General features: G+C 65.0%; 18 protein-coding genes. 11 read left to right on the top strand and 7 right to left on the bottom strand.

Features of this window, described 5'->3' with window-relative positions; translation table 11 throughout:
• From HX774_RS11880 to HX774_RS11860, 5 genes are all read right to left on the bottom strand, one after another.
• Positions 1-3153 (bottom strand): TonB-dependent receptor, encoded by a 3153-nt coding sequence (locus HX774_RS11880; protein WP_255500420.1) that lies wholly within the window; start codon positions 3151-3153, stop codon positions 1-3.
• 95 nt (positions 3154-3248) lie between these two features.
• Complete coding sequence (locus tag HX774_RS11875) at positions 3249-4214, bottom strand: FecR family protein (RefSeq protein WP_178827021.1); 966 nt, start codon at positions 4212-4214, stop codon at positions 3249-3251.
• Entirely contained in the window at positions 4198-4716 is a 519-nt protein-coding gene (locus tag HX774_RS11870; protein ID WP_178827018.1) for a sigma-70 family RNA polymerase sigma factor, read from the bottom strand. The genes HX774_RS11875 and HX774_RS11870 overlap by 17 nt, the downstream gene beginning before the upstream one ends.
• Positions 4717-5229: 513 nt before the next feature.
• The gene (fixJ, locus tag HX774_RS11865; protein WP_178827017.1) at positions 5230-5835 is read right to left on the bottom strand and encodes a response regulator FixJ; all 606 of its coding nucleotides are present in this window, start codon (positions 5833-5835) and stop codon (positions 5230-5232) included.
• Positions 5832-7202 (bottom strand): PAS domain S-box protein, encoded by a 1371-nt coding sequence (locus tag HX774_RS11860; RefSeq protein ID WP_255500418.1) that lies wholly within the window; start codon positions 7200-7202, stop codon positions 5832-5834. Before HX774_RS11860 ends, fixJ begins: the two co-directional genes overlap by 4 nt.
• Before the next feature lie 244 nt (positions 7203-7446).
• Here HX774_RS11860 and HX774_RS11855 point away from each other — a divergent pair, with 244 nt between their 5' ends.
• Both HX774_RS11855 and hmpA read left to right on the top strand, forming a co-directional pair.
• Positions 7447-8136, top strand: coding sequence for an alternative oxidase (locus HX774_RS11855; RefSeq protein WP_178827013.1), 690 nt, complete (start codon positions 7447-7449; stop codon positions 8134-8136).
• A gap of 165 nt (positions 8137-8301) precedes the next feature.
• Positions 8302-9510: an NO-inducible flavohemoprotein gene (gene hmpA, locus HX774_RS11850; protein WP_178827011.1), complete on the top strand. Its 1209-nt coding sequence runs from the start codon at positions 8302-8304 to the stop codon at positions 9508-9510.
• A 308-nt stretch (positions 9511-9818) separates the two neighbouring features.
• Here the strand turns inward: hmpA and HX774_RS11845 are convergent, their stop codons facing one another.
• On the bottom strand, positions 9819-10715 hold the full coding sequence (locus HX774_RS11845) for a LysR family transcriptional regulator (protein WP_178827009.1): 897 nt from the start codon (positions 10713-10715) through the stop codon (positions 9819-9821).
• 118 nt (positions 10716-10833) lie between these two features.
• Here HX774_RS11845 and HX774_RS11840 point away from each other — a divergent pair, with 118 nt between their 5' ends.
• The 9 genes from HX774_RS11840 to HX774_RS11800 all read left to right on the top strand — a co-directional run bounded on the left by HX774_RS11840 (position 10834) and on the right by HX774_RS11800 (position 18905).
• The gene (locus tag HX774_RS11840) at positions 10834-11820 is read left to right on the top strand and encodes an aldo/keto reductase (protein WP_178827084.1); all 987 of its coding nucleotides are present in this window, start codon (positions 10834-10836) and stop codon (positions 11818-11820) included.
• 56 nt (positions 11821-11876) lie between these two features.
• Positions 11877-12431, top strand: a complete 555-nt coding sequence (locus HX774_RS11835; protein WP_218650400.1) for a flavodoxin — start codon at positions 11877-11879, stop codon at positions 12429-12431.
• A 9-nt stretch (positions 12432-12440) separates the two neighbouring features.
• On the top strand, positions 12441-13439 hold the full coding sequence (locus tag HX774_RS11830; protein ID WP_178827005.1) for an aldo/keto reductase: 999 nt from the start codon (positions 12441-12443) through the stop codon (positions 13437-13439).
• A 25-nt stretch (positions 13440-13464) separates the two neighbouring features.
• Positions 13465-14613 (top strand): aldo/keto reductase, encoded by a 1149-nt coding sequence (locus HX774_RS11825; RefSeq protein ID WP_178827003.1) that lies wholly within the window; start codon positions 13465-13467, stop codon positions 14611-14613.
• A gap of 12 nt (positions 14614-14625) precedes the next feature.
• A complete protein-coding gene (locus tag HX774_RS11820) occupies positions 14626-15756 on the top strand; it encodes a carboxymuconolactone decarboxylase family protein (protein ID WP_178827001.1) in 1131 nt (376 codons plus the stop codon).
• The gene (locus HX774_RS11815) at positions 15753-16235 is read left to right on the top strand and encodes a heme-binding protein (RefSeq protein ID WP_178826999.1); all 483 of its coding nucleotides are present in this window, start codon (positions 15753-15755) and stop codon (positions 16233-16235) included. Before HX774_RS11820 ends, HX774_RS11815 begins: the two co-directional genes overlap by 4 nt.
• Before the next feature lie 208 nt (positions 16236-16443).
• Positions 16444-17310 (top strand): hypothetical protein, encoded by an 867-nt coding sequence (locus HX774_RS11810; RefSeq protein ID WP_178826997.1) that lies wholly within the window; start codon positions 16444-16446, stop codon positions 17308-17310.
• Positions 17311-17500: 190 nt separating this feature from the next.
• Positions 17501-18421 carry a HEPN domain-containing protein gene (locus HX774_RS11805; protein WP_255500417.1) on the top strand — a complete coding sequence of 307 codons (921 nt, stop codon included), beginning with the start codon at positions 17501-17503 and terminating at the stop codon, positions 18419-18421.
• A gap of 190 nt (positions 18422-18611) precedes the next feature.
• Positions 18612-18905, top strand: a complete 294-nt coding sequence (locus HX774_RS11800) for a hypothetical protein (RefSeq protein ID WP_178826993.1) — start codon at positions 18612-18614, stop codon at positions 18903-18905.
• Positions 18906-18923: 18 nt separating this feature from the next.
• On the opposite strand, the gene HX774_RS11795 is transcribed toward HX774_RS11800, so the two are convergent.
• The gene (locus HX774_RS11795; RefSeq protein ID WP_178826991.1) at positions 18924-20171 is read right to left on the bottom strand and encodes a DUF3363 domain-containing protein; all 1248 of its coding nucleotides are present in this window, start codon (positions 20169-20171) and stop codon (positions 18924-18926) included.
• Between the last annotated feature and the right edge of the window lie 146 nt (positions 20172-20317).

Here is a 20317-nt window from a genome sequence, read left to right as displayed (position 1 = left end):
TCAGAAGACGTAGGTCAGGCCGACCGAGATCGACCGCCCATTCTTGATATAGGCGCGGCTGGAGCTCGTGCTGGCGCCGGCCGTGTACCAGTAGGTGTGGTTGTCGAAGAGGTTCTGGACCTGCAGCGACGCCGTCGCCCCGTTCCACAGCTTGCGCCGCACGTTCAGGTCCACGAACTCGTAGTCCTGCTCATAGGGGTTGTTGCCGAAGTCCTGGATGCCTTCGAGGAATTCCGACTGATAGCTGTAGGCGGCGTAGGCCTCCCAGCCCTCGCGCGCCCAGAAGATCTGGACGTTGGCGACCGCCTCGGGCGTCTCCATCAGCGGCAGGGTATAGCCCTGCGGGTGCCAGGAAATGCCGGTCTCGGCCTGCGACTTCTGCAGCGTCAGGTTCACGCTGGCGCCCAGCGCCGACAGCGGACCCGGCAGCCAGTGGAAGACCTGCTGAGCGCTCATCTCGACGCCGTAAACCCGCGCCCACTTGCCGTTGTTGGGCTTGGAGACGGTCACGCCGTCCGGGCCCACGTTCACGCCCGACGTCCCGTCGCGGATGTTCGACGACGAGGAGCGGTAAAGGAAGTTCTCGATGTCCTTGTAGAACAGACCCAGCGAATAGGCCCCCGTATCGCCGTTGTAGCGCTCGACCGACAGGTCGTAGTTGATCGCCTTCATCGGCTTCAGGTCCGGGTTGCCCTGCTCGATGGCGACCAGCAGCCACTCGTTCTTCGGATTGATCTTGCCGTCGCCGTCCGGGTCGCTGTCGTAGCCGTACTCGCGCGCCGAGGACATGCGAGCGATGTCCGGGCGGGCGAAGCTGGTCCAGATGGCGGCGCGCACCTTGGTCCGGTCGTCCAGATCATAGTTCAGGTGGATCGACGGCAGGACGTTGATGAAGTCGCTCTTGTCCGTCGCGTAACCCGCGCCCTGAACCTCGTCGAGGATATAGGCGTCGATCGTATTGTTGGTGCTCTCGACCCGGACGCCGCCCAGGATCTGCGCCTGGCCGAAACGGGCCGTGGCCATCAGGTAGCCGGCGAAGATGTCTTCCTGGAAGGTGAAGCTGTCCTCGCCGCTCAGCTCGGCATTGCCGGGATCGGTGGCGAAGCCGTCGAAGAAATCGCTGTTCCCCGCCATGGCGCGCTGCAGTTCGGCCAGCATGGCGTCGTTGTCGATCACCGTGCCCAGACGATAGAGGCCCGAATACTCGCCGTCGAACAGGCTGGCGACCTCCTTGCCGTAGAAGCGCGAGAAGTCGGCCAGGGTGCCCGAGGCGTCCAGATCCATGAACTCGCCGCTATAGGTCGAGCGCTTGGAGCTATAGAATTTACCTCCCGTCTTCACCGCTTCCAGCCAGGTCGAAACCGGACGCCATTCAACGTTGAACTGGCCCTGCCACAGTTCTTCCTCAGCCCCGCCGATCTCGCCCGACAGTCCGGCGAACCCGTATTGGCTGTTGTCGTGGATCGCCGCCATGCCGGCGTCGTTCAGCACCCATTTGGGGAAGCGGCTGTCGCCGAAGTTGACGACATCGACGCCCTTGTTGCCGAGCCAGCCGTACTTGTCGCTGCGGAACTCCATCTCATAGGAGTCGTCGGTATTGTCCTCCGACTTGGCGTAGGAGAGGTCATAGTCGACCGTTAAGTCGCCCAGGCGGCTGACGCCGCCGAGGTTCAGCGACATCACCGTGCCGGTCTCGCGCGAGCCCTCCCAGAAGCGACGCAGGCGGAAGCCCTGCGGGTCCCAGGTCCCCGAGGCGCCGTCCAGCGTATAGTAGGATCGCGCCGAACGGTCGGCGTCGGTGATCCGACCGTCCTTGTCACGGTCCACGATCTGGGCCGTGGTGTAGCTGTAGATCCGGCCCAGCTTGGCGTCCGTGCCGATCACCGCGTCCTCGGGCCGCAGCAGGCCCGTCATGGTCTTGTCGACCTGGCTCAGACGCGTCGAATTCTTGCCCGTGTCGTTGCGGAAGTTCAGGCGGTTGCCGAACTCGTCCTGTGTGTATTCGTTGAACTGACCGCGCAGGTGAAAGTCGTGAGCCACGCCGCGATAATCGAGACTGGCGTTCAGCCCGTGACGCTCTACCTCGGTCTCGCCAAAGCCCAGGTTCATGCCGCGCATGACGAAGCTGGCGGTGTCCCAGCCCATGGTCTCGCTGTCGGCGTACCAGACCGGCGGCTGGTTATCGCCGTCCACGCCGTTCTGCTCGAACTGCGACTTGCGCCGCGACCAGCTGCCGGTGACGAACAGGCCCCAGTTGTCGTTGAACTGGCGCCCGAACGAGCCCGAAATCTCGCCCGACTTCTCGTCGTCGAACTTGTCCAACATCCCGGCCGAGACCGACAGGACGCCATAGACCGGGTCGTGGTCAAAGGCCGTCGGCGTGCGGATGTCGATGGTGCCGCCTAGGGCGTCGCCGTCGCGGTCCGGGGTCAGGCTCTTGATGACGGTGATCGAGTCGATGCCTTCCGGCGGCAGAAAGCTAAGGCGCACGCCGCGATAGAAGTTGTCGCCCGGCGAACCGGCGCCGCCCATGCGCACGCCGTTCATGGTGTAGTTGTTCAGCTCGGTCGACAGGCCGCGAATGGTGATGCGGTCGCCCTCGCCCGTGGTGTGGTTGCGCACCGCGTTGACGCCCGGAAGTCGCGACAGGGACTCGGCCACGTTGTTGGCGGGCAGATCGCCCATGTCGTCGGCGCTGATGACGTCCGAGATGAAGTCGGCCTTGCGCTTGGCGTCCAGCGACCGGCGCAGACCCGCCGCATAGCCGACCACCTCGACCTCGGCGACCTCAAAGGCGTCGGGCGACGTGGCGCTGGCCTCCGCCGACTGCCGCACCAGGGTCAGGACGCCGCGCACCTCGCGCGCCTCGACGCCCGATCCGGCGATCATGCGACGCAGGGCCTCACGCGGCGTCATGGCCCCCGTGACGGCGTTGGAGGTCCGCCCCCGCGTGAGGCTCGGATCAAAGACGATCTGCAGGCCTGTGTCGCGCGACAGGGCCTGCAACGCCCGGCCCAGGTCCTGGGCCGGAATGGAAATAGCGGCGCGCGTCTCCGCTCCCGGCGTCGCCTGCCAGGCGTAGGCAGGCGCGGCCGCGGACGCCAGAACCGCGATGGCGGCCGCTGTGAGCAGGCCGGTCTTGTGAATAGGCATTCGATAATCCCCTGCGATCATACGGATCGTTATGGGGTTAGACGGCGACTGCAGAGGTCCTGACAGCTGTCATGAAAACTTGCCCTGAAGGTCGCCTAACCTTTGGAAATCTCAAAATGATCCGCCCCCTGACGGGTCAGTTTGAAGCCGTGAATTCCAGCCATGGCGGCCAGGGCGTCTTCGGGTCGATCATAGGCGAAACGCCCGCTGACCAGGGCCCGCCCGACGCCCGGGTCCGCCAGCTTGACCTTGACGCCCGTGGCGCGTTCCAGGTCCTCGACCACACTGGCCAGGGTGGCTTCATTGAACTCCAGCCACCCCTTGGCCCAGGACGGAACATCGGTCTTGGCTTCCGGCCTGAACATCGTCTCGCGCTCCACCACGCCGCCCAGGACTGTCGCGCGTTGACCCGCGCGCACCTTCATCCACATGCCCCGGTTCGACATCACCTTCACGACGCCCTCGAACACCACCACCTCGACCACCTTGCCGTCAGGGGTCTGGCGTTGATCCACGTTGAAACGGGTTCCCAAGGCCGTGACGCGCACGCCGTCGACCTCAACCGAGAACGGTCGTTCCTTGTCAGGCGCGACTTCAAAGAAGCCCTCGCCCTTGAGGCGCAACCGACGTTCCTTGTCGTCCAGTTCGACACGAACTTCGCTCAGACCGTTCAGCAGAACGGCGGAACCGTCCGCCAGTGCGATCGGCTGAGGGACGCCCCTGGAGCCGACAATCAGGTCCCCTCGCGGCATGAGGACCGTCACAAGCGCCAGCGCGCCGCAAACCGCCGCCAGGCCGCCCCCGATGACAAGGGCGCGCGGCGCCGAGGGCCGCCCCCGCGGCGCCGGCCGCGCCCGCGCCACCCGCTGCGTCGCCCAGATCACGGCGGCGTCGGAAATCAGGGCGTCATGCCGCCTCAGCAGCTCCGCCCGTTCCGGCCGCCCCTCCAGCCACTGATCAAGCGCCGCCTGTTGCTGTGGCGACCATGTCGCCGCCCGTCTGGCGTCGGCCCAAAGCGCAGCCTCCCGATCATCTTTCGATCGGTTAAATCTGGTCGGCATGGCGGCCCTCCGCCGTTCGGCGCAGCGTCTGAGCTGCGCGGCTGTAATGTTTCTGCACGGCCTCGACCGACAATCTCAGATCACGAGCGATCGCTTCATAAGACTCTTCGCCCGCACGACGTCGCACAAAGACCTCTCGCCGCAAGGCCGGCATGGCCTCCAGCGCCCGCTGACATAGTTGCAGTCGTTCACTCATGTCCAGCGCCTCCAGCGGCGTCGCCCCGCTGTCGATGAGATGTTCCGCCTCTTCCAGATCCTCGATCTGCACATTGACGATGCGGCGGCCGCGATCGATCAGGATATTGCGCGCCGTGCGCATGGCGTAGGACAGCGGGTCGGTGATCAGGGTCTCACGCGCCCGCGCCAGGACGCGCATGATCGCCTCCTGCGCCACGTCCTCGGCGTCGCCCGCTGTTGTCGCCAGCCGTCGCCGCACATAGGCCAGCAGGACCCGGTTCTGCGCCGCCAGCGTCCGCCCCACCTCCTGTTCGTGACCGATCACACGCAACGCCCCCCGCCGGAGCGTGGCTATACGGACCGCTCATGTCAGAGACGATGAAGTTTCGTGTCAGTTTGATCGCAAGGCTGTCGCCGTCCTGGCGGCCCGGCCCTTGCCCCGCCAGGTCGCCTACGGCTCCAGCTCGATGTCCCAGTAGAGGAAGCTGAAACCGCCCTATCCGCGCCGATAAACTCCTGAGAGCATTGATAAGAATCGACACCAGTCAATCCGACCGATGCCCATGGTCACCATATGGTCACCACGGGGACGGAAATCGCAGCGATTTCCAGCACGCGACAGAGGCTACCAGAAGCCAGCGGAAAAGTCGTCGCCAACGGCTGCAACGCGCCATGAACGGACATTGCCTGGCGGCCCGAAAGCGGACGTCCGGCCGTCGGCAACCTCAGGACCGCTTTCGCCCCAGAGGACACGTTCAGCCTTGGCCCAGTACTGCCTGCGCTAGAGATATCCAAAAACCCATCAACAGCGCTGAAACCGCTTTAGTTAGGCGTCCGATTAGGGATGAACCGTGAGGTACATCCGCAAGAGTTCGGACAAGCTTCCAGCCTGCATCTTGGCCATGAGGTTGGCGCGATAGACTTCCACGGTCCGCGCGCTGATCTCGAGATCATAGGCGATGACCTTGTTGGCGTGGCCCTGAACCAATCCTGCGAGCACGTCGCGTTCCCGTCCTGACAGGGCGTCGAGACGCGCCACCAGCATCCGCTTCTCGGCTTCTGCCGACGCCGTTTCGCCCGCTCGATCCGCCGCACGCTGGATCGAAGCCAACAGCAATTCGTCGTCGAACGGCTTTTCGATGAAATCCACCACGCCTGCGCGCAACGCCTCCACAGCCAGCGGCATGTCGGCATGGCCAGTGATGACGATCACAGGTTCCCCCGAACCGTCCGCCTGTAATCGGCGTGCCAGCTCTATCCCGGTCATGTCAGGCATGCGCACATCGGTGATGATGCATCCGGGATGTCGGTCTTTCACGGCGAGAAAGGCGACGGCGGACTCGTGGGTTTGCACGCATAATCCGGCTGTACTCAGGAGGAAGGCGATCGAATCTCTCACAGCGGCGTCGTCGTCGATGACGTGCATGATCGGAGCGTTTGTCATGCGAGCTCTTCCTCAAGTCGGGCGCGATGTAGCGTGAAGTGAAAATCCGCGCCTCCAGCGGCGTTGGCCTCGAACCACAGGCGCCCGCCATGGGCTTCCATTATGGTCCGCGATATCGAAAGCCCAACCCCCATGCCGGCCCGCTTCGTCGTGATGAAGGGCTGGAACAACTGGACCGCCACATCGGGATCAATCCCCGCCCCCGTATCGGAAACCGTGACCTGGACATGATCCTCATCCAGCGTCGAGGCGGATATGGCCAGGTCCCGTGTCCCGCCGTCCTGCATGGCGTCCATGGCGTTTCGGATCAGGTTGAGCAGGACCTGCTGGATTTGAACCCTGTCAACGATGACGAGGTCAGCGGACGGATCGAGGGCGAACCGCACCTGAACGCCGTGCTCCCGCGCCCCGACCAGCGCCAGGGCGCTGGCCTCCTCGATGAGCGAGTGCAGGTTCTCGATCCGCCTTTCAGTCTCGCCCCGGGCGACGAACTCTCGCAGGCGCCGGATGATCACGCCGGCGCGCAGCGCCTGGTCAGCCGCCCGGTCCACGGCGTCGGAGACGCGATCGACCGACGCATTCTCCAAGCGAAGCAGTCGCCCCGCGCCCTTCAGGTAGTTGGTGATCGCGGTCAACGGCTGGTTCAGCTCATGGGCGAGCGCTGACGCCATTTCGCCGAGGGCCGTCAGACGCGACACCCGGATCAGGTCTGCCTGAAGCTCCTGCATCCTGGCCTCAGCCTGTTGGCGTTCCGTCAGATCCCGCACAAACCCGGTGAAGAAACGCCCCTCCTTGGTCCGCATCTCCCCGACTGCGAGTTCCAGAGGGAAGTCGGACCCATCCTTGCGACGACCGACCACGACGCGCCCTACGCCGACAATCCGGCGTTCTCCGGTTCGATAATAGCGTTCAAGATAGCTGTCGTGCGCTTCGCGATGAGGTGCGGGCATCAACAGGCTGACATTCTGCCCGATGGCTTCGGCCGCAGTCCAGCCGAATAGCCGTTCTGCAGTGGGGCTGAAGGCTCGCATGGCCCCCTTCTCGTCGATGAGAATCATGGCGTCGGGCACGGTGTCCAGGATCAACCGTAGATGGGTCTCACGGGAGGAAAGCTCCTTCAGAACCCGTTGGAACCACTCGCCGCCCCAGGTCACGGCGCCCGCGACGACAAGGAATAGCGCGGCCTCCGCCACCTGCGGCTGAGCGTCGCCCAGAAGCAGTCCCGTCGCGACGCCCAGGCCGGCGGCCAGGGCGCCGGGCCAGACGCCGCCCAGGGCTGAGCCCGCCACCACGGCCGGCACAAAGACCAGAAAGGACAGCCGGGCGTCGAAGAGGGACGGCAGGCCTGCTCGCGCCCAAGCGCCCATGAGGATCAGTACCAGAACCGTGGCGACTGCTAGCCAAGGCGAAGAGGGCCTCACAAGGGGAGAAGACGAATGAAAGACGCGCATCGTCCGCTTTCTAGCCTTGTTCACCAATGGGCCGCGCCTCCGGAATTCCCCCTAGGGTCAAGACCCGGATACCGCGTTCAGCCCGCCTCTTCTACATCGGCCTCATCCTCTTTCGCCGGACGAACCGGCCCGGGACTCCCCGGTTTCAAGGACCAAGGCCATGAGCGCCCCACTCGTCGATCTCTCCGTCCACCATCAACCCAAAGGGTTGTCGGACCGCGTCGCCTTCGGCTTCACCAAGCTGCTCCGCTTCTGTGCGGATACCTTCTTCGCCAAGCGATACGGACATCGCGCTGTCGTGCTGGAAACGGTCGCGGCTGTGCCGGGCATGGTGGGCGCCACCATCAACCATCTGAGCTGCCTGCGTCGGATGTGCGACGATCGGGGCTGGATCAAGACCCTGATGGACGAGGCCGAAAACGAACGCATGCACCTGATGACTTTCATCGAGATCTCGAAACCGACGCTGTTCGAGCGGTTCGTCATCGTCTCGGTCCAGTGGGTCTTCTACCTCTTCTTCTTTGGTCTCTATCTCGTGTCCAACAAGACGGCCCACCGGGTGGTCGGCTATTTCGAGGAAGAAGCCGTGATCAGCTACACCCACTACCTCGCCGAAATCGACGAAGGGCGCTCGCCCAATGTCCTGGCCCCAGAGATCGCCAAACGCTACTGGAACCTTCCTGACACTGCGACCCTGCGCGACGTTGTCCTCGTCGTTCGTGCCGACGAGGCCCACCACCGGGACGTCAACCACGGCTACGCCAACGAACTCGGGGGATTGCCGGTCCAGGCCGTGGCGCCCTGCCCGCCTCACGCTGCGCTGGAGCCGACCTGGAAGACTGCGGCCTGAAGCCTCGCCGTCTCCACCGAACCGTCTGCCCCCTCACGCGCGTCGACATCTAAGAAGCGCCGCGCGCGTCCGACCGATCTGACCCGGCTTGGCCACGCCGCCAAACAATCCCGCGGCCTGAACGACCGCGTTTTCCAGTTTCCAGTTTACCGAGGACACCTACTGATGTCGCAAGCCCTCAGCGAGCGGACGGTCACGATCGTCAAAGCCACAGTTCCAGCCCTTCAGGCCCATGGCTTGGACATTGTCCGGGAGATGTACGCCCGGATGTTCCAAAATCCGGAAATTCGCGATCTCTTCAATCAGTCGCATCATGGGGATTCTGGCTCTCAGCCCCGCGCGCTCACAGGCGCAATCCTCGCCTATGCCGCCAATATCGACAATCTCGGCGCCCTGACGGCCGCAGTTGAACGCATTGCGCAGAACCATGTCGGACTGCAGATCATGCCAGACCATTACCCCCATGTCGCCAGCGCCTTGCTGGGCGCCATCGGCCACGTCCTGGGCGAGGCTGCGACCGAGGACGTTCTCACCGCCTGGGGCGAGGCCTACTGGTTCCTCGCGAACATCCTCATCACACGCGAGGCGGCCCTGTACGAGAATCTCGCCGCCGCCGAAGGCGGATGGAACGGCTGGCGCGCCTTCGAGGTGGCGGAAGTTCAACCCGAGAGTACGGTCATCACCTCCATCATCCTGCGGCCGGTCGATGGTGGCCCGGTGCTGGCTCACAAGCCTGGACAATACCTCACGTTCTGGCTTGACCTACCCGGGCATTCGCCGATCAAGCGTAACTATTCGATCTCCTCCGCACCAAACGGGGAGACCTATCGGATCTCGGTGAAGCGGGAGCCACATGGTCTCGCCTCGACCTGGCTCCACGAAAACGCCCGCCCCGGCCGAATCCTCAAGGTCGGCGCGCCGGCGGGCGACTTCTTCCTGCCGGATGATCCGCAACGTCCCATCGTGCTCCTGTCCGGCGGCGTCGGCCTGACCCCCATGGTTTCCATGCTGGAGGCGCTGGCGGCCCGACAACCACAAGCCCGGGTTCACTATGTTCACGGCGCGCGCGATGTCGCCTCCCACGCCATGGGCGATCATGTTCGCCGACTCGCCGCGGCCATTCCTGCCAGCCGCAACACTGTCTTCTACGAAAGCGTGCCGGAGGCCGCGAACCTGGCCGACCACGAACGAACTGGACGGATCTCAGGCGCCTGGCTGGCCTCGGAAACACCGGTGAAAGAAGCCGACTACTACTTGTGCGGCCCCCGCCCCTTCTTGCGAGCCCTGGTCTCCGACCTGGTCGCCATCGGGGTGTCCGCCGATCGCATCCACTATGAGTTCTTCGGCCCTGCCGACGAAGCCCTGGCGGCCTGAGGGCCGCCCCCTCGTGGTCTGCCGATGTCAGACGTCCTCGACCCGGCGCTTTTCCGATTCATGCGCCGGTAATCGGACGACTGACAGGCCGTCGAGCCCCATGCCGACAACTGCGTCAAGTCGATGCTCGGTTACAGGGCGTCGGCGCCTGCTGTTACTCTCGCCTCAATCATAACGATACTCTTCGAGTTAGCGTTGAGGGCGAGCGAACATGACCGCTTGCCATACGTCGAAGGAACGATTGGAAAGCGGGAGTTGGGTCGCCTACGCGCCAGGAGCGGTCATTGGCCTGTGGCCCGAATATGGACCTAGCCGCCCTCTCGGTAGCGCAGCGCTTCCACGAGCAGCGCGAACGCGGGTGAAGGATGGCGACGGCTCGGATAGTAGAGGTGATACCCCGGGAACGGGGGACACCAGCCCTCCAGCGCTCGCACCAACTCGCCTGATGCGATCTGCGAGGCCACGATGTCTTCCGGCATATAGGCGAGACCCAATCCTCGGCAGGCCGCGTCCAGGCGAGGCCGGATGGTGTTGAAGGTCAACTGTCCCTCTACCCGCACCTTCAACTCCCTCCCATCCTTCTCGAATTCCCAAGGGAACAGGCCGCCGTGCGTCGGCAGGCGCATGTTGATGCAGTTGTGGTCGGTCAGGTCCTGCGGCGTGGCGGGTCGACCATGACGTTCGAAATAACCAGGCGACCCAACGACGGCCATGCGCACGTCGGGGCCGATACGCAGGGCGATCATGTCCTTGGCGACCTGCTCACCCAGTCTGACGCCGGCGTCGAACCCGTCGGCGACGATGTCGATAAGGCCATAGTCGACGATCACCTCGACCCGGATGTCGGGGTAATCGGGCAACAGCCGGGACAAGCCCGGCTGGAGAACCGAGCGCACCGGATGTTCACCGGCGCTGATGCGGATCGTGCCGCTGGGCCTTTCGCGCATGTCGCCGAGAGCGGCCAGTTCCTGTTCGATGTCGGCGAACCGGGGCGCCACGGTCTTGAGCAGTCGTTCACCCGCCTCCGTCGGCGACACGCTGCGCGTGGTCCGGTCCAGGAGGCGGATGCCCAGCCGGCCCTCCAACGCTTTGATCGTCTGGCTCAAAGCTGACGTCGACACGCCCAGCTTGGCCCCGGCGCGGGTAAAACTGCGCTCCTGCGCCACGACGGTGAAGGCGGCGAGATCATCGAAACGCTGAGCCATCTGTAAGCCTGACTAACAAGAGCATGCGGATTGCCCACCCTAATCAACATTATCCGCTGGCACTATCTTTCCAGCCGAACGACCCACGATGGTCCGAACGACGATGTTGAAGATGGATATGGACAAGCGCGAACTCGGCCGAAGCGGCCTTCTAGTCTCCAGCCTCGGCCTCGGTTGCATGGGACTGAGCCACGGCTATGGCCGCGCCGTCGCCAAGGAAGACGGCGTCGCCCTGATCAGGGCCGCCGTGGAGCGCGGCGTCACCCTGTTCGACACGGCTCAAATTTACGGCGAAGCCAACGAGGAGATGGTCGGCGAGGCGCTTGAGCCGTTCCGCGATCAGGTCGTCATCGCCACCAAGTTCGGTTTCGAGCCGGGTCAGTCCTTTGGCGAGCAGAAACTGTCCAGCCGACCGGACGACATCCGCCGGGCGACCGAGGGCTCCCTGCGCCGCCTGCGGGTCGAGGCGATCGATCTCTACTACCAGCACCGGGTCGATCCCGACGTGGCGATCGAGGATGTGGCGGGCACGGTTCGGGACCTGATCGCCGAAGGCAAGGTTAAGCATTTCGGGCTGTCCGAGGCCGGCGTCGACACGATCCGGCGCGCCCACGCCGTCCAGCCGGTGACGGCCCTGCAAAGCGAATATTCGCTGTGGTGGCGCGAGCCGGAGCAGGAGGTCATCCCGACGCTGGAGGAACTCGGCATCGGCTTCGTACCGTTCAGCCCGCTGGGAAAGGGCTTCCTGACCGGCGCCATCGCAGCGGATGCCACCTTCGGCAAGGACGATTTCCGCAGCGTCGTGCCCCGTTTCGGCAGCGAGGCGCTGGGACAGAACCAGGCCCTGGTCGAAGCGCTTCAGACCCTGTCGGCAGCCAAGGGCGTCACCCCGCCGCAGATCGCCCTGGCCTGGTTGCTGGCGCAGAAACCGTGGATCGCGCCGATTCCCGGCACGACGAAACTGCATAGGCTGGAGGAGAACCTCGGGGCCGCCGACGTGGAACTGACGGTCGACGACTGGGCGAAGATCGAGACGGCTCTCGCCCAGATCACGGTTCGGGGCGACCGCTATCCCACGCACTTGCAGGCGAGGGTCGGGCGATGACGGATGGCGGCGATCATGGAGTCTCGCGGCGCGCAGCCCTGTCGGCGCCTGTAGCCATGGCCTTGATAGCTGGATCGACCACGGCCTGCGCCCAAGAGACGCGACCGGTAGCGGGACCGACATCGAACATCCTGGTCGCCTATTTCACGCGCTCGGGAAACACCCGCGTTATCGCCGGTCAGTTGAAGCGCACGCTGGACGCGGACCTGTTCGAAATCCTGCCCGCAGAGCCCTATCCAGAGGATTATCAGGCGAACGTGGATCAGGCACGGCGCGAGCGGGACGCCGGCTTCGAGCCGTCGCTGAAAGCCGAGGTCCAGAACCTGGCCGCCTACGACACCATCTATCTGGGCTTCCCGATCTGGGGCGAGACCGCGCCGCCAGTGATCCGCAGCTTCCTGCGGCGGCACGACCTGTCCGGCAAGACGGTGCGCCCCTTCATCACCCACGGCGGCTACGGGCAGGGCAGCAGCCTGTCCGTCCTCGCCAGCCACGCGCCCGGCGCGCGCATCCTCGACGCCTTCGTGATGGAGGCGGACCAGGAACGTCGGACGATCACCCTGATTACGGAATGGCTGGGCTCCGACACCGGCGTCCAGGCCAATCGATAGGAGACACCCATGAAGACGCGCATCCTCGGCAAATCCGGCCTTGACGTCTCGGCCCTCGGCTATGGCTGCATGGGTCTGTCATCGGCCTATGGCGACGCCACGCCCACACAAGACGCGGTGCGCCTGATCCGCGACGCCTTCGAGCGCGGCGTCACCTTCTTCGACACGGCTGAAGCCTATGGGCCGTTCGCCAATGAGTCCCTGCTCGGCGAGGCGGTCGAGCCGTTCCGCGACAAGGTCGTCATCGCCACCAAGTTCGGCTTCGACATCGATCTGGACACCGGCGCCCGCACCGGCGGCCTCAACAGCAAACCCGACCATATCCACGCCGTCGTGGACGCCATGCTCAAGCGCTTGCGCACCGATCATATCGACCTGCTCTACCAGCACCGCGTCGATCCGGCCGTGCCCATGGAGGATGTCGCAGGCGCGGTGAAGGCGTTGATCGAAGAGGGCAAGGTCCGGCACTTCGGTCTGTCGGAGCCAAGCGTCGAGTCCCTTCGTCGCGCCCACGCGGTGCAGCCGGTCGCCGTGCTGCAGAGTGAGTATTCGCTTTGGACCCGCGACGTCGAAACCAACGGTGCGCTGGCCGCCTGCGACGAACTCGGCATCGGCTTCGTGCCGTTCAGCCCTCTGGGCGCCGGCTTCCTGACCGGCAAGATCGACGCGTCGACCGAACTGGCGCCCGGCGACTTCCGCTCGGTCTCGCCGCGCTTCTCGACCGAGGCGCGGGCGGCCAACATGGCTCTGGTCGATCTGCTAAAGGACATCGCGGCGCAGAAGGGGGCGACCCCGGCCCAGATCGCCCTGGCCTGGCTGATGGCGCAGAGGCCGTGGATCGTGCCGATCCCCGGCACCACCAAACTACACCGGCTGGAAGAGAACCTGGGAGCGGCCGACGTCGACCTGACGACCGACGACCTGTCGACCATCGACGCCGCCGCCGCCGCCATCCCGATCCAGGGCGACCGCCTGCCCGAAGCCGTGCTCGCCCAGACCGGCCGCTGACTCACACACACCCAGGAGACGAACCATGCAAACCAATGACAAGACCAGAGGCGTCGGACGCCGGGGCCTGCTCGGTGCAGGCCTGGCCTTGCCCGCCCTCGCGACGACGGCGGCGAGCGCGCGAACGCCGGTGCAGGCCGCCCGGACGACCCAGGTCACGCCGCCGGATCGCCGCCGCCTCGGCAGCCTGGAAGTGTCGAGCATCGGCCTAGGCGTGCAGAACATGACGCGCACCTATCAGACGACCATCCCGACTCGGCCGGAGATGATCAACATCATCCGCACGGCCTACGACACCGGCGTCACCTTCTTCGACGCCGCAGAGGCCTATGGCCCGCACGACGTGGAACGCCTGCTCGGCGAGGCGGTCGAGCCGATCCGCGACCGGGTAGTGATCACCTCCAAATTCGGCTGGAACATCGATCAGGAAACCGGCCAGCGCCGGCCGGGCCGCAACAGCCGGCCGGACCACGTCCGCCGCGTCGTCGACGGCATGCTCCAGCGCCTCAAGACCGATCGGATCGACCTGCTTTACCAACACCGGGTCGATCCCGAAGTGCCGATCGAGGACGTCGCCGGCCTGATGAAGGAGCTGATGGCCGAAGGGAAGGTCCTGCATTGGGGCATGTGCGAGATGGGTCAGCAGACCCTGCGCCGCGCCCACGCGGAACAGCCCCTCACCGCCGTGCAGAACGAATATTCGCTGCTTTGGCGCGGCCCGGAAGAGTGGGTGCTCGGCGCCTGCGAGGAACTGGGCATCGGCTTTGTTCCCTGGAGCCCGCTGGGGGTGGCTTTCCTGAACGGCGCCATCGACGCCAACACCCGCTTCGCGCCCGGCGACATCCGGGGCATCGAGCCACGCTTCTCGCCCGAAAACCTGCCGCTTAATCTCCCCCTGGTCGACCTCGTGAAACAGTGGGCCGAACGCAAGGACGCCCGGCCTGGGCAGATCGCCCTGGCCTGGCTGCTGGGGCAGAAGCCGTGGATCGTGCCCATCCCCGGCACGACCCAGATGGCGCACATGCTGGAGAATACCGGCGCCGCCGCCATCCGGTTCACGCCGGCGGAACTGACCGAGTTCACGGCCGCCGCCGACGCCATCGAGATCAAGGGAGCCCGTCTGCCCGACGCCGTCCTCGCCTACTCCGAGGTCGAAGCCCCGCCGAGGACCTGAGGAATGAAGGGAATGATGCTCGGACTTCTGGCGGTCCTGACGACGACGACCGGGGCACAGGCTCAGCAGGCCGAGCCCCGGCCTTCGGGGCCTGTCCAGCAACGCGTCGCCCCCGGCATGGCCGCCTATACGGACGAGGTTCTTTTCGGACAGGTCTGGCCCGGACCAGGCCTGTCCCAGCGTGACCGCAGCCTGGTGGTCATCAGCGCCCTCATCGCGAGCGACAAGCCGGCCCAGCTTCGGGGTCATCTCGGGCGGGCGCTAGACAATGGCGTCACGCCCGTTGAGGCATCAGGCGTGCTGACCCATCTCGCCCTCTACGCAGGCTGGCCGAGCGCGGTCGTCTCGCTCGCCGTCTTCGACGAAGTCTATACGGCGCGCGACGTCGACACCGCCGCCCTGGCTCCGTTCGCCGCGCGTCCGACGCCAACGGGACCGGCGCCTGTCGCCGATGACGCCTTCGCGCCGGCCTTCGCCCGTCTCACCGACACGGTGATCCGGGACGACCTCTGGCGGCGCACTGATCTCGTTCCGCGCGATCGCCTGCTGGTGACGATCTCGGCGCTGACTGCTCTTGGTGAAGCGGACCAGATACCGGACCTCATCCGACAATCCTCCACGGCCGGACTGACCCGGGCCGACGTCGGCGAAGCCCTGACCCATCTGGCGTTTTATGTCGGCTGGCCTCGGGTCACGCGGGCGCTGGAGGTTCTCGAAACCGTGCCCGAGTGGAGCGCCGCAAGTGCGGCTTCGACCGCCCCGTCCGGCAACTTTACCGGCCGCGTGGCCGTGACCTCGCCCTTCGAGGGATCGGGCCACTCCGCTCTTAGCGGGGCGACAGTCACCTTCGAACCGGGGGCACGGTCCCGCTGGCATCGTCATCCGCATGGCCAGCTTCTGGTCGTCACCTCGGGTCAGGGATGGACGCAGATCGAGGGTGAGCCGGTTCGGGAAATGAACCCCGGCGACGTCATCTGGACACCGCCCGGCGTCTCGCACTGGCACGGCGGCACGCGCTCCAGCGGTCTCACCCACGTCGCCGTGTCGGAAGATCGCGACGGCGCCCCGGTGCAGTGGCTTGAACACGTGACCGACGCGGAGTTCGCGGGGCCGGAACAACCTTCCAGCAGCAATCGGAAATGACCATGAAGTGGCTAATCGCAATCGCCTGCCTGACTGTGCTTTCAACACCGGCCGCTGCCCAATCGGCGCCTCCGATCCCAAGCGTCTACGGCGAACCCGTCGGCATCGAACAAGCCCAGGCGATCGTTCAGCGCGGCCTGGAAGAAGGCGCGCGCCGGGGCCTGCCCTTGGCTATCGCTGTGGTCGAGCCGTCAGGAGAACTGGTCGCCTTCGCCAGAATGGACGGCGTCCCTTACGGCTCCATCCCGCTCGCCCAGGCCAAGGCTCGAACCTCCGCCCGTTTCCGCACCACGACGGCCAGTCGGGAGGAGCAGGTGAACAATGGTCGATACGCGCTGCTGACGGCAGACGACTTCGTCGCCATCGGTGGGGGCGTGCCAATCGTTGTAGATGGCCGGGTCGTCGGAGCGGTTGGAATTTCCGGCGGAACTTCAGCCGAAGACGCAGTCGTTGCAGCGGCCATCGCTGGTGCCCAATAGCGACTTCGGCTCACCGCCCAGAAGCAGACCTTGGGAAAGTCAGGGATGAGTCAGCTTCAGCTTTTCGCGGAGAGATCGAAGGCAATGACAGTTCCTGACTCGTTGGCGGTTTCGAATGTCGGCTTATCGTGCCGCTGCTCTAGGCTCGAGCCCTTGCTCTCGAACCAAGTAAGGCCCCTCATTTCCAGTGAGGATCGCGTCGGAGGGTATGAAAGCGAAGCTTTGCGGGTCTAACCTGAGCGGCGAGCTCGCTACCACTTCCCGCGTTCCCGATCTCTGCTACCTTGCGCCGGAAAAGGTGGAAACGATGGGTTTCATTAAGGGTTTTCTTGACCGGGTCTTCGGATCGACCGAGCCGCCCCGTCCGGCCGGACCGGCGTTCTCATCGAGTGCACAATCAACCCCGAAACCTAGGGCCGATGAATTTCCGGACGCCACGATCAACGACATCCAGCGCATTCGTGGCGAGGTGAAAAAGCGGATGGACGCTGAACGTGCGAGGGTGGAAGCGGAGCTTGGCCTAGATGAAAAGAAGAAGCGGCTTGAAAAGGCCCAAGCTTATCTGCGCAAGGCCGACGTCGAGCGTATGTTCAACACGATCCTTCGAGAGACCTGGCATTGGCCGAGTTGGCTGGAGAAGGGCGAACTCGACGATCTCCCGAGGCTAGGCATAGAGGTTACCGAGGTCGAGAAGACCGTCACCCTAGAGAACAATCACCGCCGCCACGGCTTCACGGTTGCAATAGGTAGCCAGTCTTACGGCATAGAGATTTTAGACAAAGGTCGCGGCTACACGCCGGATGGCCACGGCGACCGATACGGCGACATCACCCTGACGCGAGGCGGCGACGAGCTATTCGTTTGCACGATCAACGAAGTCGGGTCCGACTACCGGGATTGGAAGCTCAGCCTCTACGGACTGAAGGTCTTGAAGGATGTCTCCTGGCTTCCGGACATTGCGGGGTTTACGGAAATCATCGCCCACCGAGCCAGCCACAAACAAAAGGCATGGAACGACAAGCGCGTAATCCAAGATGCCGCCGGGATCATCGATCCGACCGCAAAGCGCCCATAGTCGAAAGCCATCTGAGACGGATCGGAAGCGGACCATGCGCGGCGGGCTTGGCCGACGTCCGCGTTCGGGTCGCGAACCGATGTCCGCATTTGGCGCTAAGCAGTCGTCGCAGGCCTAAAGCGCCGCCACCTTGACCGTTGGTTGGTGCAGCCCCGGGGTTTTCGGTTAGACTTGTCCTATGCGGTCTGATTTGCACCATCTCCCGGAGCGGCAGCAGCGCGAGCTTGAGCGCGTGCGGGACACCCTGCTTGCCGGCTTCGAGGCCGCCAAGAACGGCGGCGGAGGCGGCACGCAGGAATGGCGTCGCGGCGGGATGGTGCTGAAGATCATCCTCTTCGGCTCCTATGCCCGCGGCGACTGGGTCGATGAGCCGGAAAACGGCTACCTATCGGATTTCGATCTGCTGATCGTGGTCAACAACGCCAAGATGACCAACATCGCCGACTACTGGTGGAACTCCGAGGATCAGATCCTGCGTGATCCCGCCATCGGCCGGACGGTCAACATCATCGTTCACGACCTCCAGGAGGTGAACGATGCCCTGAAGCGCGGCGAGTACTTCTGGACCGACATCGTGCACGACGGCGTCTCGCTCTACAGCGTGCCCGGCCATTCGCTGGCGACGCCGCAGCCGATGACACCAGAAGATGCTGTCGAGATAGCAATCCGGCATTACAGGGCTAAAGCTGCCGATCTCACCAGATGGATCGACACGGCAGAATACCAGACGCTCAAGGCTGCCTCAGATGAAGGCTTCCGCAAGCTGGCGGCCTTCAGCCTCCACCAGGCTGTCGAAGCCGCCTACGCCTGCTTCCTGCTGGTCCACACCTTCTATTTCCCGCGCTCGCACAACATCAAGTTCCTGCGCTCCCTCGCCGAGGACGTGGACACACGCCTGGTCGAGGCTTGGCCGCGCGAACAGCGCACAGACCGCCGCCGCCTCGAACTCCTCAAGCGCGCCTATGTCGAGGCCCGCTACAGCGACCAGTACGACGCCTCCGCCGAGGACTTGGACTGGCTGACGGCCCGCGCCCGCATCCTGCGCGACCTCGTCGCCGACCTCTGCCAGTCCAGGATCGCCGAGCTCAAATCGAAGGCCACGACCGCCTGATCTGTGGACGCAAACGGCTGCCTCCCATCACGTTCGCGAGAGACCGCGTGACCGGATTGGACGTTTTGAAACCGCCTGAAACCTCCTGAACATTCCTGAAACGATCCGGTCCGTGATCGTCCTCCAGCGCTCACATTGACGGTCTGTGGATAATCGTCGCCGGATAGCCCCTCACAGAGGAGCACCCGCAATGACTGGCCTATACCTTGGAGAGACGGAAGACGTCCTGCTGAACCGCAAGGAGGCGTCGACCGAACTGCTGCGCATGGGCATCCGCCGCTCGCCAGCCACCCTGGCCAAGATCTTCAGCACACGATCCGACGGCCCACCCTGCATGCATCTGGGCCGCACGCCCTACTATCCGCGCCGGAAGCTGCATGAATGGGCGCGCAGTCAGCTGACGGCCCTTCGCTCGTCCTCCAGCCAGCCCCGACGCTCCGGCGACTGGAGCGCGCCACGCCATGGAGAAGAAGCCCGCCCCTGACTGAGGCGCAGCTTCGGCTTACAACCCCAGGCCCTCCCCGCCTCGCCCCATGCCCGGGATGACCTGCGCCACGCCGCGTGCGTCCATGCCCAGCGTCGCCGGGGCGCCGACCGCCGGCAAGGCCGCCCCTACCGCCAGCCGCGCATAATGCTCGACGCCTTGGGCATCCCTGACAACCGCAAACGGCGAAACGCCGAGCTCGTCGTGGAAGCCAGCCTTCATCACCTTTCCGGTCACCCTGCCCTGCCGGAAGACCTCGGCGGTCTGGCCTGTCTCCAGCCGACGCTGGTTGAGGGTGCGGATGACGTCCTTCGAAATCTGCAGCCGCCGCAGCTGGCCCTCCAGATCCTCGTCGAGCCTGAAGCCCCGCCCCTGACGCTCCGCGAGACCCAGAGCCTCCAGATGGGCCAACCGACCCCGGGTCAGCGCCGCCCAAGCGCTCTTGCCGCCCACCGCGTCCGCGACCATCCCTTCCCCGTCCATCGACGCCAGCAGCCTCCGGTCGAAGCTGGTGAAGCCGTCCCTCTGCGTCTCGCGCCAGACGCGGCGCTCCGCGTCGAGCCGTGACAGGTCGCCCAGCCGTTCCTGCGCCGCCTCCTGGGCGCGCGCCCGGAAGCCGTAGGCGACATAGTCGCGGGGAATGACCAGATCCCGTCCGCTCGCCCGACGTCCCGGCATGAGCACATGGGCATGGGGCTGGTCGGTGTCGTAGTGGCAAACCGCCATCCAGGGGAGTTCCGGTTCGCCGAGATCGGCGCAGACCCTGCCCATCACGTCGCGCACGTAGTCCTGAAGGTCGGCGATCCGGTCGCCGTGCTCCGGCGAGATGATGAAGCGGAAATGGTGCCGATGCCCGGCCCAGTCCTTGATGCGCTCCGTACCGTCCATCGCCTCCTCGTTCCGGTCGAAGAAGGTTCCTGCCTCCCCTTCGTGGCCTGCGCCCTCACGACCGAGATAGCGGACATGGGCGGCCAGCGCCCCGGCGCGCGCCATGCCTTTTCCCATGTGTCGCGACACCAGCGCCTTGACGATGACCCGCTGACGCACGTCCATGCGGAAGGCGCTGCCGGATCGCTTCGCGGCCGTCTTCAGCGCGCCCGCCCTCGCGCCGTAGCTGAACCGCATCGACGACGAGAGCCGCTTCAGCATCGATGTCCGCACAGAGCCGTCGCGCTTCAGACTTGTCGCGAGACGGACCTGAAGTTCTTCATCCGCCGTCGCCGGCAAGGCGGACATGCGGTCTTCGATGATGCTGCGGACGGTCATGACGACGCCTCCCAGGGAAGCGAAGCCGCTCTCAACCGCCGCAAGTCGTCACAAGTCGCAGAACCGGTCGGGAGCGCTCGCTAATGAGTGGAAACGAAAGGACAAAAGCGAAGCGAACACGCCCCTCTTTTATCTTGCCCTCTTAA

Origin of the sequence: Brevundimonas sp. P7753 (assembly GCF_013386595.1) — a bacterium.
In the GTDB taxonomy this organism is placed as follows: Bacteria; Pseudomonadota; Alphaproteobacteria; order Caulobacterales; family Caulobacteraceae; genus Brevundimonas; species Brevundimonas bullata.
The sequence above is the reverse complement of the archived record's forward strand: the minus strand, read 5'-3'. Positions and strand labels throughout refer to the sequence as shown.

Coding starts and splice junctions, on each gene's coding strand:
- HX774_RS11815 (WP_178826999.1), top strand. CDS start 15,753: ATGACCATGAAGTGGCTAATCGCAATCGCCTGCCTGACTGTGCTTTCA.
- HX774_RS11840 (WP_178827084.1), top strand. CDS start 10,834: ATGGACAAGCGCGAACTCGGCCGAAGCGGCCTTCTAGTCTCCAGCCTC.
- HX774_RS11810 (WP_178826997.1), top strand. CDS start 16,444: ATGAAAGCGAAGCTTTGCGGGTCTAACCTGAGCGGCGAGCTCGCTACC.
- hmpA (WP_178827011.1), top strand. CDS start 8,302: ATGTCGCAAGCCCTCAGCGAGCGGACGGTCACGATCGTCAAAGCCACA.
- HX774_RS11825 (WP_178827003.1), top strand. CDS start 13,465: ATGCAAACCAATGACAAGACCAGAGGCGTCGGACGCCGGGGCCTGCTC.
- HX774_RS11855 (WP_178827013.1), top strand. CDS start 7,447: ATGAGCGCCCCACTCGTCGATCTCTCCGTCCACCATCAACCCAAAGGG.
- HX774_RS11875 (WP_178827021.1), bottom strand. CDS start 4,214: ATGCCGACCAGATTTAACCGATCGAAAGATGATCGGGAGGCTGCGCTT.
- HX774_RS11820 (WP_178827001.1), top strand. CDS start 14,626: ATGATGCTCGGACTTCTGGCGGTCCTGACGACGACGACCGGGGCACAG.
- HX774_RS11845 (WP_178827009.1), bottom strand. CDS start 10,715: ATGGCTCAGCGTTTCGATGATCTCGCCGCCTTCACCGTCGTGGCGCAG.
- HX774_RS11795 (WP_178826991.1), bottom strand. CDS start 20,171: ATGACCGTCCGCAGCATCATCGAAGACCGCATGTCCGCCTTGCCGGCG.
- fixJ (WP_178827017.1), bottom strand. CDS start 5,835: ATGACAAACGCTCCGATCATGCACGTCATCGACGACGACGCCGCTGTG.
- HX774_RS11835 (WP_218650400.1), top strand. CDS start 11,877: ATGGCCTTGATAGCTGGATCGACCACGGCCTGCGCCCAAGAGACGCGA.
- HX774_RS11830 (WP_178827005.1), top strand. CDS start 12,441: ATGAAGACGCGCATCCTCGGCAAATCCGGCCTTGACGTCTCGGCCCTC.
- HX774_RS11800 (WP_178826993.1), top strand. CDS start 18,612: ATGACTGGCCTATACCTTGGAGAGACGGAAGACGTCCTGCTGAACCGC.
- HX774_RS11860 (WP_255500418.1), bottom strand. CDS start 7,202: ATGGGCGCTTGGGCGCGAGCAGGCCTGCCGTCCCTCTTCGACGCCCGG.
- HX774_RS11880 (WP_255500420.1), bottom strand. CDS start 3,153: ATGCCTATTCACAAGACCGGCCTGCTCACAGCGGCCGCCATCGCGGTT.